We start from the raw sequence: 13,246 nt of genomic DNA on the forward strand, positions 1-13,246 counted from the left end.
CCCTCCGCCGTCGGCGTACCTGGCGGTCTACGGCTCGAACTTGTACCCCAGGCCCCGCACCGTCACCAGGAAGCGGGGGGCGCCCGGGTCGGGCTCGATCTTGGCGCGCAGCCGCTTGACGTGGACGTCCAGGGTCTTGGTGTCGCCGACGTAGTCCGCGCCCCACACCCGGTCGATCAGCTGCATGCGGGTCAGCACCCGGCCCGCGTTGCGCAGCAGCATCTCCAGCAGGTCGAACTCCTTGAGCGGGAGGTCGACCTTGCCACCGGCGACGGTGACGACGTGCCGGTCCACGTCCATCCGGACCGGGCCCGCCTCCAGGGCGGCCGGCGTGACCTCCTCCGGCTCGCCGCGGCGGCGCAGCACCGCGCGGATGCGGGCGACCAGCTCCCGCGAGGAGAACGGCTTGGTCACGTAGTCGTCGGCTCCTATTTCCAGGCCGACGACCTTGTCGATCTCGCTGTCCTTCGCCGTGACCATGATCACGGGGACATTGGACTTGCTGCGCAGCTGACGGCAGACCTCCGTGCCGGGCAGGCCCGGCAGCATCAGGTCGAGCAGCACGAGGTCGGCGCCGTTGCGCTCGAACTCGTCAAGCCCGTCCGGGCCCGTGGCCGCGATGGCGACCTCGAAGCCCTCCTTGCGGAGCATGTAGGACAGGGCGTCGCTGAAGGATTCCTCATCCTCGACGACGAGCACTCGGGTCACGGAAGGACCTCCGGGGCAGGGAATGGTTCAAGGGTGTCGGGGTGAGCGGATCCATCGGGGCCCTCGTCGCCGTTGACGACGGGCGGTCCGCCCGAGCTGCGGTCGCGGTCCCGTACGGAGCCCGCTTCGGGCAGCCGCAGGGTGAAGGTGGAGCCCTGGCCCTCCGAGCTCCAGACGCTGACCTCCCCGCCGTGCGAGGCGGCCACGTGCTTGACGATGGCGAGGCCGAGGCCGGTGCCACCGGTGGCCCGTGAGCGGGCCGGGTCGACGCGGTAGAAGCGTTCGAAGACCCGCTCGCGGTCCTTCTCCGAGATGCCGATGCCCTGGTCGGTCACCGCTATCTCGATCTGGTCCCCGCCGGGCACGGACAGTCGCCTGGCGGCGATGCCCACTCGGGTGCGGGCGGGGCTGTAGTTGACGGCGTTCTCGACGAGATTGCCGAGCGCCGCGGCGAGCTGGCCGCGGTTGCCCCAGATACGGAGCTCCGCCGTGCCGCCCGCGGCCATGGTGATCTGCTTCGAGCCGGCCTGCTGGCGGCAGCGGTCGATGGCCTCGGCCACCAGCTCGTCCACCCGGACCGGCTCGGCGTCCTCCAGCGGGTCGTCGTTCTGCACCCGGGAGAGGTCGATGATCTCCTGTACGAGGTTGGTCAGCCGGGTCGCCTCTATCTGCATCCGGCCCGCGAAGCGTTCCACCGCCTCGGGGTCGTCGGACGCGTCCATCACCGCCTCGGAGAGCAGCGAGAGCGCGCCGACCGGGGTCTTGAGCTCATGGCTGACGTTGGCGACGAAGTCACGCCGCACCGCCTCTATCCGGCGGGCCTCGGTGAGGTCCTCGACCAGCAGGAGCACCAGCCGGGAACCGAGCGGGGCGACCCGGGCGGAGACCGCGAGGGCCTCGCCCCGGCCGGTGCCGCGCCGGGGGAGGTCCAGCTCGACCTGGCGTATCTCGCCGTCCCGGCGGGTGTCCCTGGCCATGTTCAGCATCGCCTCGACGGCGAGCCGTCCGCCCCTGACCAGTCCCAGGGCGTAGGCGGCGGAGCTGGCCTTGACCACGCTGTCGCTCTCGTCGAGCACGACCGCCGAGGAGCTGAGCACGGACAGGACCGTGTCCACCCCGGGCGGCAGGGGTGCGTTGCTGTCGGGCCGCAGGGAGGTGCGCGTCGGCTTCTTCTGGTCGCGCTCGCTCCAGCGGAACGCAAGCATGGCGATCACGCCGGTACACGCACCGCCGATCGCCGCAGCTGCGGCGACTGCCGCGTTCACGTCCATACGTCAAGGTTATGCGGGTCCGGGAGGAGTCTCCCAGCCATCCGAGTGCCTATCCGAACACTCGTCGCCCAGAGTTCACCGAGGAGCAAGGGTTGGTTCACTTGGGCGGCCGGAAGCCGACGCGTACGCCGCCCAGGGTGGCAGCGTGGGGTTCGAACCGTGCCCCGGCCTTACACAGAGGACTGGAGAGGGACTTCCATGCGTGACGCGTACCACGAGGAACTCGACTCGATCGGCGAGGGGCTGGTCGAGATGGCCCGTCTCGTCGGGTCGGCGATCGGCCGGGCGACGACGTCCATGCTCGATGCCGATCTCAAGCTCGCGGAGAGCGTGATCGCCGCGGACCAGAAGGTCGACGACCTTCAGCACGACCTGGAGGCGCGGGCCATCGCTCTGCTCGCGCGTCAGCAGCCGGTGGCGACGGATCTGCGCATCGTGGTCACCTCCCTGCGGATGAGCGCCGACCTGGAGCGCTCGGGCGACCTGGCCCAGCACGTCGCCAAGCTGACCCGGCTGCGGTTCCCGCAGTCGGCGGTCCCGCACGACCTGCACGCCACCATCCTGGAGATGGGGCAGCTGGCGCAGCGCCTGATGGCCAAGGCCGCCGAGGTGATCATCACCAAGGACGTCGACCTGGCGCTCCAGCTGGAGCAGGACGACGACGAGATGGACTTGCTGCACCGCACGCTGTTCCAGCACCTGATGGACGACCGCTGGAAGCACGGCATCGAGACCGCCGTCGACGTGACCCTGCTCGGCCGGTACTACGAGCGCTTCGCGGACCACGCGGTGTCGGTCGCCAAGCGGGTCGTCTACCTGGTGACGGGCGAGCACGCCGACGAGATCCAGCAGCAGACTCCGGTGGAGGGCGCGTAGCCGCCCGCCGGTGAGGGGCGCGCGGGCGCACATGGGCGCATCGGGTCGCACATGTGTCTCTGCGCACATGCGCCGTTGATGCGCCCGCCGGGGTGGGCATGCAATGGGGTGGGGCGGCACGCCTTGTCCGTACGCCCCGGTCGTACGCGCGTCACCGTGGCGTACGGCTCTGTCGTACGCCTTGAGGAGGAACCATGGCCGATTCCCCCACGACCGACCCCCAGCAGGAGGCGCCCGCCGAGGTGGGGCGCCTGATCCTGCTCGGCGCCTGCGGCTGCGGCTCGGGCTGCGGCTGCGGCTGCCAGTCCGGGGCCCCGTGCCAGTGCGGTGGCTGCTGCGGCTGACCGGCCGCGCCGGAATGCTCGGTGCGCCCCGCGCGGAGACGATCCTCCGCGCGGGGCGCCGCCGTGTGCGGACGCCGTGCCGGGCGCCACCGTGTGCGGACGCCGTGCGGCCGCGCGCCCCTCAGACCGCCCGCTCCACAGCGGTCCCGGCGCCGGGACCGGCATCGGCCCCGGACACGACGGCAGGAACGGCCCCGGGCTCGGCAGCGGCACCGGCCCCCGGAGCGGGTGCGGGCTCGGCGCCGGCCCCGGGGACGGGCTGGGAGACGGCCCCGGAAGCGACCCCGGGAGCGGTCCCGGAAGCGGGCTCTCCCCCGCCGCTCTCCGCCACCCGGCCGCCCTCGGACGCCGCCGAGCCGACCGCCCCCGGAAGGTTGCGCATCAGCAGCCAGTACCCCAGCGCGGCCGCGGTCCCCAGGACGGCGCACGCGCCCCACAGCCACTGCGCCCCGAACCGGTCGATCACCAGGCCCGACATCAGCGGCGCGATCAGCGCGGCCGCGGACCAGGACATCGTGTACATGCCCTGGTACCGGCCCCGGCCCCGGACGGGCGACAGCCGGACGACCAGGCTGCTCTGGATCGGCGAGTTGACGATCTCGGCGACCGTCCAGACGCAGATGGTCAGCGCGTAGACCGCGACCGACCCGGCGAACGCGGTCAGCCCGAATCCGTACCCCGCCAGCAGCGACGACACGAGGAGCAGCCGGCGCGGGTCGCGGTGCTGGATGAAGCGGGTGACGGGGATCTGGAGCACCACGATCAGCACCCCGTTGACGGCGACGGCCGTGCCGAAGTCGGAGCTGGAGAACCCGTCCGCCCCCATGGCCACCGGCAGCCCCACGTACCCCTGCTGGAAGATCAGGGCGATGACGAAGGAGAGCCCGACGACGCTCATGAACCGCCCGTCGCGCAGCACGGTGGAGAGCCGGACCTCGTCCGTACCGTCGGCGGCCGCGCGCCCGGACACCACCGGCCTCTCCGGCCTCTCCGGCCGCGACTCGGGCACCTTCATGAAGACGACGACGGCGCAGAACAGCGTCATCGCCGCCTCGCCGAGGAACCCGGCGAGATAGCTGTACTCGGCGACGAACCCGGCACCGGCCGAGGAGATCGCGAAGCCGAGGTTGATGGCCCAGTAGTTGAGCGAGAAGGCCCGCACCCGGTCCTCGGGCCGGACGATGTCGGCCATCATCGCCTGGACGGCCGGCCGCGAGGCGTTGCTGGCCATGCCGACGACGAAGGCGACCGCCGCGATCGCCACCGGGTGGACCATGAAGCCGAGCACGGCCACGGACGCGGCCGTCGAGGTCTGTGCGATGAGCATGGTGGGCCGGCGGCCGAGCCGGTCGGTCATCACCCCCGCGCCGAGCGAGGAGACGACCCCGCCGAGGCCGTGCAGCGCGGCGACCAGACCGGCGTACGAGGCCGAGTAGCCCCGGTCCAGCGTCAGATAGAGCGCCATGAACGTGGCGACGAATCCGCCGAGGCGGTTGACCAGCGTGCTGGTCCACAGCCACCAGAACTCTCTGGGGAGACCGGACACGGATTCCCGTGCGGCCCGTCTGAGACCGGCGACAGACATACGGAATCCCCCCGGGGAAGCGTGGAACGGAGACCACCGGTAAGAGTCCCGACGGCTCTGGGAACATTACGAATCCCGCATTCCGGTCCGCCACTCAATTGACGTCTGCCGTCAATCGTCCCGCTCCGGCCGCCCGCGCGACCGCCGGTCCGCCGCCCGGCCCACCGCTGTCCGCCCTGTGGCCGCCCGCGCGGGGCTCATGCGGGTTCGATTACGCTCGGACCCATGGCCGACGCACCGTACAAGCTGATCCTCCTCCGCCACGGCGAGAGCGAATGGAACGCGAAGAACCTGTTCACCGGCTGGGTGGACGTCAATCTCACGGAGAAGGGCGAGAAGGAGGCAGTCCGCGGCGGTGAGCTGCTCAAGGACGCCGGTCTGCTCCCCGATGTCCTGCACACCTCCCTCCAGAAGCGCGCCATCCGCACCGCGCAGCTCGCGCTGGAGTCCGCGGACCGCCACTGGATCCCGGTCCACCGCTCCTGGCGGCTGAACGAGCGCCACTACGGCGCCCTCCAGGGCAAGGACAAGGCGCAGACGCTCGCCGAGTTCGGCGAGGAACAGTTCATGCTCTGGCGCCGCTCCTACGACACCCCGCCGCCCGCCCTGGAGGACGGCACCGAGTTCTCGCAGAGCGACGACCCGCGCTACGCGACGATCCCGCCGGAGCTGCGCCCGCGCACCGAGTGCCTCAAGGACGTCGTCGTCCGCATGCTGCCGTACTGGTACGACAGCATCGTCCCGGACCTCATCGACGGCCGGACGGTCCTGGTCGCCGCCCACGGCAACAGCCTCCGGGCCCTGGTCAAGCACCTGGACGGCATCTCCGACGCCGACATCTCGGGCCTGAACATCCCGACCGGCATCCCGCTCGTCTACGAGCTGGACGCCGACTTCCGCCCCGTGAAGCCGGGCGGCACGTACCTCGACCCGGACGCGGCGAAGGCCGCCATCGAGGCCGTGAAGAACCAGGGCAAGAAGAAGTAGGCAGGGCACGTCCGGAACGGGCCCCCGCCGACGGTTCGTCCGTCGGCGGGGGCTCTTCCGTGCCCGGGGCGGCCCGGTACGGGAGGGGTGCCGGGAGCAGCTGGGGCCGGGACCGCGACGGCGACGGCGACGGCGACGGCGACTGCGCGAAGGCGGTCGAGCGGGCCGAGCGTGCGGCGGGGCGGCCGGGCCCCGATCGCGAGATGGCCGGGGCCCCGGCCGTCGTCCCCGCCGTCGTCCCCGCCGTCGTGACCGTGACCGCCATGGCGTACGCCGTGGTCGTCCTGGACCGGCGCGCCGCGCGGAGTCGGAGACAGCGGGCGGGGCGGCTCCCGCCCCGTTCGTCCGGGGTCTCTCAGAGGCCGCCCGGCTCGGCGCCGAGGTCCGCGTCGTGCAGGCCCGGCAGGGTGTACCCCTCCGCCTCGTCCCACGGGACGTCGACGTCGTCCAAGTGAACGTGCCATTCCGCTTCCGCGACGGCGCGGCGCAACTCGGTGACGGAGTCCAGCACATGGGCGAGGACCGGCAGCCACCGGCCGGGGTCGACGGGCAGTTTCGTGGAGCCGGCGAGGATCTGGCCGCCGTCGCCGCCGTCGCCGCCGTCGTCGTCACCGTCAGCGTCGTACAGGTACAGACTCTCCTCGTCGTCGTACGGGAACGAACGGGCGCGCGTGGTGACCACGCGCTCGACGGCGGCCGACTCGGCGGCGGTCAGCGGCCGCGCGCGGCGGGCGCCGTAGTAGACGGAAACGCTCATGGGCCGAGCGTAGGGCGGGGGTCCGACAACGCCCCGTCCCCGTCCCGCTCCCCCAACGCCCGTGCCAGCCGCGCCGGGAGGCCGGCCCAGGGGCGGCACTCGACCACCGGCAGGCCGTGCCGGGCCGCCTCATCGGCGAGCCAGTGCGAGTACGCAGCGCCGACCCGGGCGCGGTGGCGCTGTTCGCCGCTGTCGGGTTCCCGGTCCGCGTAGTTGGCGACGATCTGTTCCGGGTCCGGTTCGTGCAGGAAGACCGCCCGTACCCGGCGGCCCGACGCCCGGCCCTCGCGGATCGCCTCCGCAGCTGCGGCGGGGGTGAGGTAGTCGCCCTCGATCACGGCGGGCACGTCGACGGTCAGCCGGTTGCGGACCACGCCCAGCACCGCGGGTTCCAGGGCTTCGGCGGTGGCGATCTGAAGGTCCAGCACCTGTTCGACGGTGAGCCGCTCCTGGTCCGGGACGGCCTCGAAGTGGTGGAGCGCGGGGTGGTGTTCGGCCGTCGTCATGGCCTCCAGCGCGCCGACCACGTCGTCGAACTCGACCACGAACGCCCTCGATCCGGCCGCCCCACCGGCCAGTTGGGCCGCGGCCCGGCTCTTGCCGATGCCCGATGCCCCGCCGATCAGCAATATGTCCCATGATGTCGCCGTCATGGGACGAACGTATCGCGTGGGTTCCGTGTCCCTCCTCCGCACTGGCGCTACGGTGACCCGAGTACCGGCCCTCGCGAGGGCGGAGCCGACCGGACGGGCCGTGCGGGGAGAGCAAGGAGAGCGGGGAGAGCAACCATGGGCGAGCCCCTGAAAACCTTTGTCGGCGGCGCCGAGGTCGATGTGCCCAACAGCATTCCGGCCATCCGGGCCACACTGCCCGAGGAGAGACGCGCGGAGTTCGACCGCGCCATCAACGAGGCGGGCGTGCACGAGATCCAGGCCGTGATGCGGCACTGGATGCTGGAGGCCGTGCCCGACCCCGAGGCCGAACGGATCCTGGACCGGCTGGCGCGGGACGAGGCCGAGAGGCGGAGCGTCGCTTGAGCTTCCGCATCTCCTACGCACCGCCCGCCGACGACTCCCTGGCCAAGATGCGCGACGGCGAGACCTTCCGCGCCGAGATGGCACGCACCCTGGGCCTCGACCCGTACGGACACGGCTCGTCGGCCGTCAAGAGCGAGCGCGACCGCCGCGAGGCGACGGTCGCCGGGGCGATCGTGCTCTATTACGTCTCCGGGTCCGTCCTGATCGTCACCGTGGTGAGGCTCGTACCGCTGCCCTGAGCCCTGAACGAGCCCTGAGCCACGAGCCTGCCGGTCCGGCTTCCAGGCCCTGTCCTAGGAACCGGCCGGGACCTCGATGATCCGGCCGTCCTTGTCCACGCTGTGGGTCCGCCAGTACACGTCCCACTTGTCGTCCACGTGCTCGGGGACCTTGCCCTTCGGGTACCGGACGTACCCCTTCGGGGGATCCTCGTCGTCGGGGACGCAGGCCGATCCGGTGCTCCCGATGGTCATGACCGGGTACTCGCCGCCACCGCAGGTCGCGTCCTGCATCGAGCAACCGGTGGTCAGCGCGGCGACGCTCGCGCCGGCCAGGGCGAGCCCGGCGGCGGAGCGGCTCAGGCGGCGCCCGCCCCTCGTGGACGCCACCCGGCCGAATCGACTGATCCCGCTGATCCCGTACATGTTCACTCCTCGCTGCTGACTGGTGTTACCAGCCTGCCCGGAGCGTGAAACGTCGATCATGAGTACGAGTACTTACCTACGGGGCGTCAGGTACTCGTCCGCCCCGGCCCGAAGGGCTCAGGCCAGCTTCGCGGCCTGAGCCTCGACCACCGCGGTCGGCAGCTCGAAGTCCCCGCCGCCGCCCATCGCGGCCAGGTTCATCGAGGAGAACGAGGCGAACGAGGCGCCCTGGCGCAGGGCCACGAGCTTGAACTCGACCTTCTCCCCGCTCTGTTCCACCTGAACGGTCCAGGCGGCCGCCTCCTCGCCGCCCTTGACCTGCTCCTCGGTGATCTTGGCGACCTTCTGCTTCTCACCGGCCGCCGTGAACGCGAAGCCGGCGGCGCACTCGGTGGCCGCGGTGCGCAGCGCGGCCACCGACTCCTGGGCACCCTTGCCGTCGTACGAACCGAGGGCCAGCTGCGTCGTCGTGATGTCGAACGCCGCCTTGAACGCCTCCTCGGCGTCCCCGCCGTCCTGCTTCGCCAGGTCGCCCTTCTTCGGCTCACTGACGACCGTGCGCTTGGTGAACGCGCCCGGCTCACCGACCTGCGCGCCCATCAGGGCGTCGGCCAGCGGGGCGCAGACCTTCTTCTCGACCTTGATGTCGTCGACACTGATCGTGTCCTTGGCCGCGGCCTTGGAGATCTTGTGCCCCTTGACGTCGCCCTGGGCCAGCGCGGCCTTCTCCAGCTCGGCGGCGGTCAGCGCCTTGGCCGCGGGGGCGGCGGCCGCGGACTCCTTGCCCTTGGCGTCCTTCCCCTTGTCGCCGGAGCCCGAGTCCGAACCGCCGCACGCGGTGGCGAAGAGGGCCAGGGACACCGCGGTGGCGGCAACTGCGGTACGGCGTATGGCGGTGGAGCGCATGGTCCGGTCCGTCTCTATGAGCTGGGTGTTCGGTTTTGCCCACTCTATGAGCGGAAATTTGTTTGATGATCAATCAAGTCGGGCACGGGATGCGATCGTGACGGCGCTGTGATCATCCTGTGAAGGCGGCCTTCGCCGCCCGGCCCGGCAGCCGCCGTCCGTGCATTCGCCGCCGCCTCGTCCTTGCTCCACGCCGTCACGTGCCCCGCCGGCCCGGCCCGGGAGGCGGGGCACGGCGCCCCTCAGCCGTCCAGGGCCCGCTGGGCCTCGTACAGATTGGGCGGCCACACGGCTTCGGGCGTGCCGTACGCCTCCAGCCGGGTGTGCAGGTCGCCGGTGAAGTCGGGGACGTCGACCTGGTCGAACTCCGTCACCTCGCTGATACCGACCGTCGCGCTGTACGGGGCGAGTCCGTCGATCCGCACCAGCCCGGCCCGGCCGTTGGTGACCCGGATGTTCCAGTGCGTGAAGCGGGCCCCGAAGAGCGGCCCCGCGCTCGCGTCTCCGCCGTGCCGCCCGTTGTTCTCGACCGTGATGTCGGTACGGACGTTGGCGAACGGCATCCCCCGGTGCGAGTCGAACGTCCCCATCTCCATGACCCCGCGCGACCAGACGTTGCCGCTGGACAGCCCCTCGACGTTGATGCCGTGCAGCTGGGTCCCGGCGGGCGCGGGCACGGTGCGCCGCTCGACGGTGAAGTCCTCGATCAGATTGTCGTGCGAGCCCTCGCGGCAGTAGTACGGATGGTGGGAGCCCCGGCCCGCGACCTTCGTACGGCGCAGGGTGCAGGCGGAGGCGGCGATCAGGCCGAAGCCGTTGTCGACGTGGCGGACGGTGATGTCGTCGGCCCAGCAGTCGTAGGCGCACTGGAACGCGACCCCGTTGTACCCCCGGTCGAGCAGATGCGGCGCCTGCGGGGTCTCGACCGCTTCCAGCGTGAGCCCTTCGACGCCGGAATTGGTGAGCGGGGTGACGAGGGTGGTCAGCCGAGGGTCCCACTCGGGGCGGACGTCGAGCGGGAGCGGGCGCTCCAGCGTGACCCGGCGCCCGCGCACCGAGGTGACACGGACCGGCCATTCGTAGGGGACGTACGAGGTCAGCTTGGTCTTGTCGTCCCAGGAGTACGCCTCGGGGCCGGGGCCGCCGCCCGCCATGTGTTCCAGGAGCGTGTGTCCGGCGTCGTCGGCGAGGCGGAGCAGGACGAGCGCGCCGCGCCGCAGCCCCGTGGCGTCCCGGACGGTGATCGAGCGGTCGCCGCGGCGGGCCGGGGCGACGGTGGTGAGCGTCCGCCACTCGTCGCGCCGGTTGCCGGTCCAGCCCTCGAAGGGCCAGGACCTCGCCCGGATCGCGTCGGTGAGCGAGGCCCAGCGGTCCTTCGGGCAGAGCCAGACGAGGCCGCCCGCCCAGGACCAGCTGGACTTGTCCCCGCCGTACCGGCTGCCGTACGCGCCGATCAGCTCGGTGAGGTTCCTGGTCGCGTACAGCCTGGTGCGCCCGCTGCCCGCGCCGCGCACGACGACGTCGCTGTGGCCGATCCGGACGACGTCGTCGATGCGGTACGTGCCCTCGGGGACGAGCACCGTACCGCCGCCGCGCTCCCCGGCCTCGGCGATGGCCCGGTTGATCGCGGGGGCGGCGTCGGCGGAGCCGTCGGGCTTCGCGCCGTGGCGCCGGACGTCGACGACGAAGCCGCGGCCGGTGCGGCGGGGCGCGCGGGAGCCGCCGCGGCAGCCCGCCCGTCCGACGAACGGGACCTGCGGGTGGGTGAACGGGGCGGCGGCGAACTCACGCCAGAGCGGGGTGGCCGCCGGTGGCCTCCCGGCCGCGGTCCCCCGGCCCGCAGCGGCCGCCGTACCGCCGGTGGTACCGGCCGCCGCGGCGACGGCCACGGCACCGACCAGCAGCCGACGCCTGCTGATGTTCCCCTCGACCGCCTGGAGCACCTTGATCGCCTTGAGTGCCATGAAACCGAGCCGCCTTTCATCCATGTGAACGACGTTCATATTCGGGTCGGCGGCGAGCATGCCACGGCTGCCCGGCGCGCCGAAAGGGGCGTGCAGCGGGGAAAGGGGCGTGCAGCGGGGAAAGTTCGGCCGGGAGGCCGGGAGGGTAGTCAGCCGACGGAGTGGTCAGCCGGGCGGGCGAGGGGCCGGTCGGTCGCGCCGGCCGATCGGGCCGGGCACCGGCCCGGAGTCACCCCACCGGACGCTGGGTCAGATGTGTGAACGCATCGAGGTTCCGGGTGGACTCGCCGCGCGCCACCCGCCACGCGTACTCCTTGCGGATCGCGCTCGCGAAGCCCAGCTCCAGGAGGGTGTTGAAGGATCCGTCGGCCGCTTCGAGGACCGTGCCGAGCAGCCGGTCCAGCTCCTGCGGGGTGACCACGGAGAGCGGCAGCCTGCCGACCAGATAGATGTCGCCGAGCGGGTCGATCGCGTAACTCACGCCGAAGAGGCGGAGGTTGCGCTCCAGCAGCCAGCGGTGGACCGCGGCGTCGTTCTCGTCCGGGTGGCGGATGACGAAGGCGTTGAGGGAGAGCGAGTGCTTGCCGACACGCAGCGAGCAGGTGGTGGACAGCTTGCGCGTGCCGGGCAGCGTGACCACGTAGTCGCCCGGCCCGGGGCTCTCCCACGCGAGCCCGGCGTCCTCCAGGGTCGCCTCGATGACCTGCGCGGCCCGCGTCGTCGCCGCTTCGCTCGGTGCCGCTCCGCCCGGTACGTCAGCCATGGTGCGAGCGTACGCGACGGCGGTGTTCCTGCATCGCGGCCGTGTAGACGTCGGCGGTGGCGGACGCGGCGGTGTCCCAGCCGAAGCCGCGGGCGTGCGCGGCGGCCGCCGCGCCCATCCGGGCGACCAGGTCCGGCGCATCGGCGAACCGGGCCAGCGCCTGCGCGTACGCGGCCGGGTCGTGCCCGGGTATCAGGAAGCCGCTGACGCCGTCCCGCACCGCCACCGGCAGGCCGCCCACGGCCGCCGCGACGACGGGTGTGCCCGCCGCCTGCGCCTCGATGGCGACCAGGCCGAAGGACTCGCTGTGCGAGGGCATGACCAGCACGGAGGCGGCCCGGAACCAGTCGGCGAGCCGCTCCTGTCCGACCGGCGGCTGGAACCGTACGACATCGGCGATCCCCAGCCGTGCCGCCAGCTTCTGCAGCCCCTCCGGCTTGGCGAGCCCGCTGCCGCTCGGGCCGCCGACGACGGGGACCACCATCCGGGAGCGCAGCGAGGGGTCGCGGTCCAGCAGGACGGCGACCGCCCGCAGCAGCACGTCGGGCGCCTTCAGCGGCTGGATGCGGCCCGCGAAGAGCGGGATCAGGGCGTCCGCCGGCAGCCCGAGGCGCGCCCGCGCCGCGGCCCGCCCGTCGGCGGGGCTGAAGCGTTCCAGGTTGACCCCGGGGTGGACGACCGCGACGGAGCCCCGGTCGGCCTCGTAGAAGCGGATGAGCTCGTCCGCCTCCTCGGCGGTGTTGGCGATCAGCCGGTCCGCCGCGTCGACGATCTGGGTCTCGCCGATGACACGGGCGGCAGGCTCGGGGGTGTCGTCCGCCGCGAGGGCCGCGTTCTTGACCTTCGCCATGGTGTGCATGGCGTGGACGAGCGGGACGCCCCAGCGCTGGGCGGCGAGCCAGCCGACGTGGCCGGAGAGCCAGTAGTGGGAGTGGACGAGGTCGTAGTAGCCGGGGCGCTGACCGGCCCACGCCTGCATCACGCCGTGCGTGAAGGCGCAGAGCTGGGCGGGCAGCTCCTCCTTGGCCAGCCCCTCGTACGGCCCCGCGTCGACGTGCCGGACCAGGACGCCGGGCGCCAGTTCGACCACGGGGGGCAGTCCGCCCTCGGTCGAGCGGGTGAAGATCTCGACCTCGATGTTGATCGCGGCGAGGCGTCTGGCCAGCTCCACGATGTAGACGTTCATCCCGCCCGCGTCGCCCGTGCCCGGCTGGTGCAGCGGCGAGGTGTGCACGGAGAGCATCGCGATACGGCGGGGTCTGCGATGGCCGCCGGGGAACGCGGCGGGGAACCTGAGGCGCGGTGCGACACGGCTGCTGCCGAGCCGGGAGACGTACTGACTCACGTCGTCCGGTCCTCCTCATCCAGGGCATGACACCGAAGGGCCCGAGCCCCTGCGATCGG

General features: G+C 72.2%; 15 protein-coding genes. 5 read left to right on the forward strand and 10 right to left on the reverse strand.

Annotated features, from left to right (window positions below; translation table 11 throughout):
* Window positions 1-27 precede the first annotated feature (27 nt).
* Entirely contained in the window at window positions 28-708 is a 681-nt protein-coding gene (locus ACFVFH_RS25020; RefSeq protein WP_093540271.1) for a response regulator transcription factor, read from the reverse strand.
* Window positions 705-1,979: a sensor histidine kinase gene (locus ACFVFH_RS25025; protein WP_383772491.1), complete on the reverse strand. Its 1,275-nt coding sequence runs from the start codon at window positions 1,977-1,979 to the stop codon at window positions 705-707. The genes ACFVFH_RS25020 and ACFVFH_RS25025 overlap by 4 nt, the downstream gene beginning before the upstream one ends.
* Window positions 1,980-2,177: 198 nt before the next feature.
* Between ACFVFH_RS25025 and phoU the strand changes: the two genes are divergently transcribed.
* Together phoU and ACFVFH_RS25035 are read left to right on the forward strand one after the other, a co-directional pair.
* Window positions 2,178-2,855: a phosphate signaling complex protein PhoU gene (gene phoU, locus ACFVFH_RS25030; RefSeq protein ID WP_383772493.1), complete on the forward strand. Its 678-nt coding sequence runs from the start codon at window positions 2,178-2,180 to the stop codon at window positions 2,853-2,855.
* 194 nt (window positions 2,856-3,049) lie between these two features.
* Window positions 3,050-3,199, forward strand: coding sequence for a hypothetical protein (locus ACFVFH_RS25035; RefSeq protein ID WP_383772495.1), 150 nt, complete (start codon window positions 3,050-3,052; stop codon window positions 3,197-3,199).
* A 121-nt stretch (window positions 3,200-3,320) separates the two neighbouring features.
* Here the strand turns inward: ACFVFH_RS25035 and ACFVFH_RS25040 are convergent, their stop codons facing one another.
* On the reverse strand, window positions 3,321-4,784 hold the full coding sequence (locus ACFVFH_RS25040; protein ID WP_383772497.1) for an MDR family MFS transporter: 1,464 nt from the start codon (window positions 4,782-4,784) through the stop codon (window positions 3,321-3,323).
* A gap of 225 nt (window positions 4,785-5,009) precedes the next feature.
* Here ACFVFH_RS25040 and ACFVFH_RS25045 point away from each other — a divergent pair, with 225 nt between their 5' ends.
* Window positions 5,010-5,771: a phosphoglyceromutase gene (locus tag ACFVFH_RS25045; protein WP_383772499.1), complete on the forward strand. Its 762-nt coding sequence runs from the start codon at window positions 5,010-5,012 to the stop codon at window positions 5,769-5,771.
* 355 nt (window positions 5,772-6,126) lie between these two features.
* On the opposite strand, the gene ACFVFH_RS25050 is transcribed toward ACFVFH_RS25045, so the two are convergent.
* Window positions 6,127-6,528 carry a hypothetical protein gene (locus ACFVFH_RS25050; protein WP_383772501.1) on the reverse strand — a complete coding sequence of 134 codons (402 nt, stop codon included), beginning with the start codon at window positions 6,526-6,528 and terminating at the stop codon, window positions 6,127-6,129.
* Window positions 6,525-7,181 (reverse strand): AAA family ATPase, encoded by a 657-nt coding sequence (locus tag ACFVFH_RS25055; protein WP_383772503.1) that lies wholly within the window; start codon window positions 7,179-7,181, stop codon window positions 6,525-6,527. Before ACFVFH_RS25055 ends, ACFVFH_RS25050 begins: the two co-directional genes overlap by 4 nt.
* 135 nt (window positions 7,182-7,316) lie before the next feature.
* Here ACFVFH_RS25055 and ACFVFH_RS25060 point away from each other — a divergent pair, with 135 nt between their 5' ends.
* Together ACFVFH_RS25060 and ACFVFH_RS25065 are read left to right on the forward strand one after the other, a co-directional pair.
* Entirely contained in the window at window positions 7,317-7,565 is a 249-nt protein-coding gene (locus ACFVFH_RS25060; RefSeq protein WP_383772504.1) for a hypothetical protein, read from the forward strand.
* Window positions 7,562-7,804 (forward strand): hypothetical protein, encoded by a 243-nt coding sequence (locus ACFVFH_RS25065; RefSeq protein ID WP_093540259.1) that lies wholly within the window; start codon window positions 7,562-7,564, stop codon window positions 7,802-7,804. The genes ACFVFH_RS25060 and ACFVFH_RS25065 overlap by 4 nt, the downstream gene beginning before the upstream one ends.
* A 54-nt stretch (window positions 7,805-7,858) precedes the next feature.
* On the opposite strand, the gene ACFVFH_RS25070 is transcribed toward ACFVFH_RS25065, so the two are convergent.
* The 5 genes from ACFVFH_RS25070 to mshA form a co-directional block, all read right to left on the reverse strand.
* Entirely contained in the window at window positions 7,859-8,209 is a 351-nt protein-coding gene (locus ACFVFH_RS25070) for an SCO0607 family lipoprotein (RefSeq protein ID WP_383772506.1), read from the reverse strand.
* A gap of 117 nt (window positions 8,210-8,326) precedes the next feature.
* A complete protein-coding gene (locus ACFVFH_RS25075; RefSeq protein WP_383772508.1) occupies window positions 8,327-9,115 on the reverse strand; it encodes a hypothetical protein in 789 nt (262 codons plus the stop codon).
* Window positions 9,116-9,357: 242 nt separating this feature from the next.
* The gene (locus ACFVFH_RS25080) at window positions 9,358-11,079 is read right to left on the reverse strand and encodes a glycosyl hydrolase family 28-related protein (protein ID WP_383772727.1); all 1,722 of its coding nucleotides are present in this window, start codon (window positions 11,077-11,079) and stop codon (window positions 9,358-9,360) included.
* Between the two features lie 229 nt (window positions 11,080-11,308).
* On the reverse strand, window positions 11,309-11,842 hold the full coding sequence (locus tag ACFVFH_RS25085) for a YbjN domain-containing protein (RefSeq protein WP_383772510.1): 534 nt from the start codon (window positions 11,840-11,842) through the stop codon (window positions 11,309-11,311).
* A complete protein-coding gene (gene mshA / locus ACFVFH_RS25090; protein ID WP_383772513.1) occupies window positions 11,835-13,187 on the reverse strand; it encodes a D-inositol-3-phosphate glycosyltransferase in 1,353 nt (450 codons plus the stop codon). Before mshA ends, ACFVFH_RS25085 begins: the two co-directional genes overlap by 8 nt.
* Window positions 13,188-13,246 lie beyond the last annotated feature (59 nt).

The sequence above is a fragment of the Streptomyces sp. NPDC057697 genome (genome assembly GCF_042799335.1).
Classification (GTDB): Bacteria; Actinomycetota; Actinomycetes; order Streptomycetales; family Streptomycetaceae; genus Streptomyces.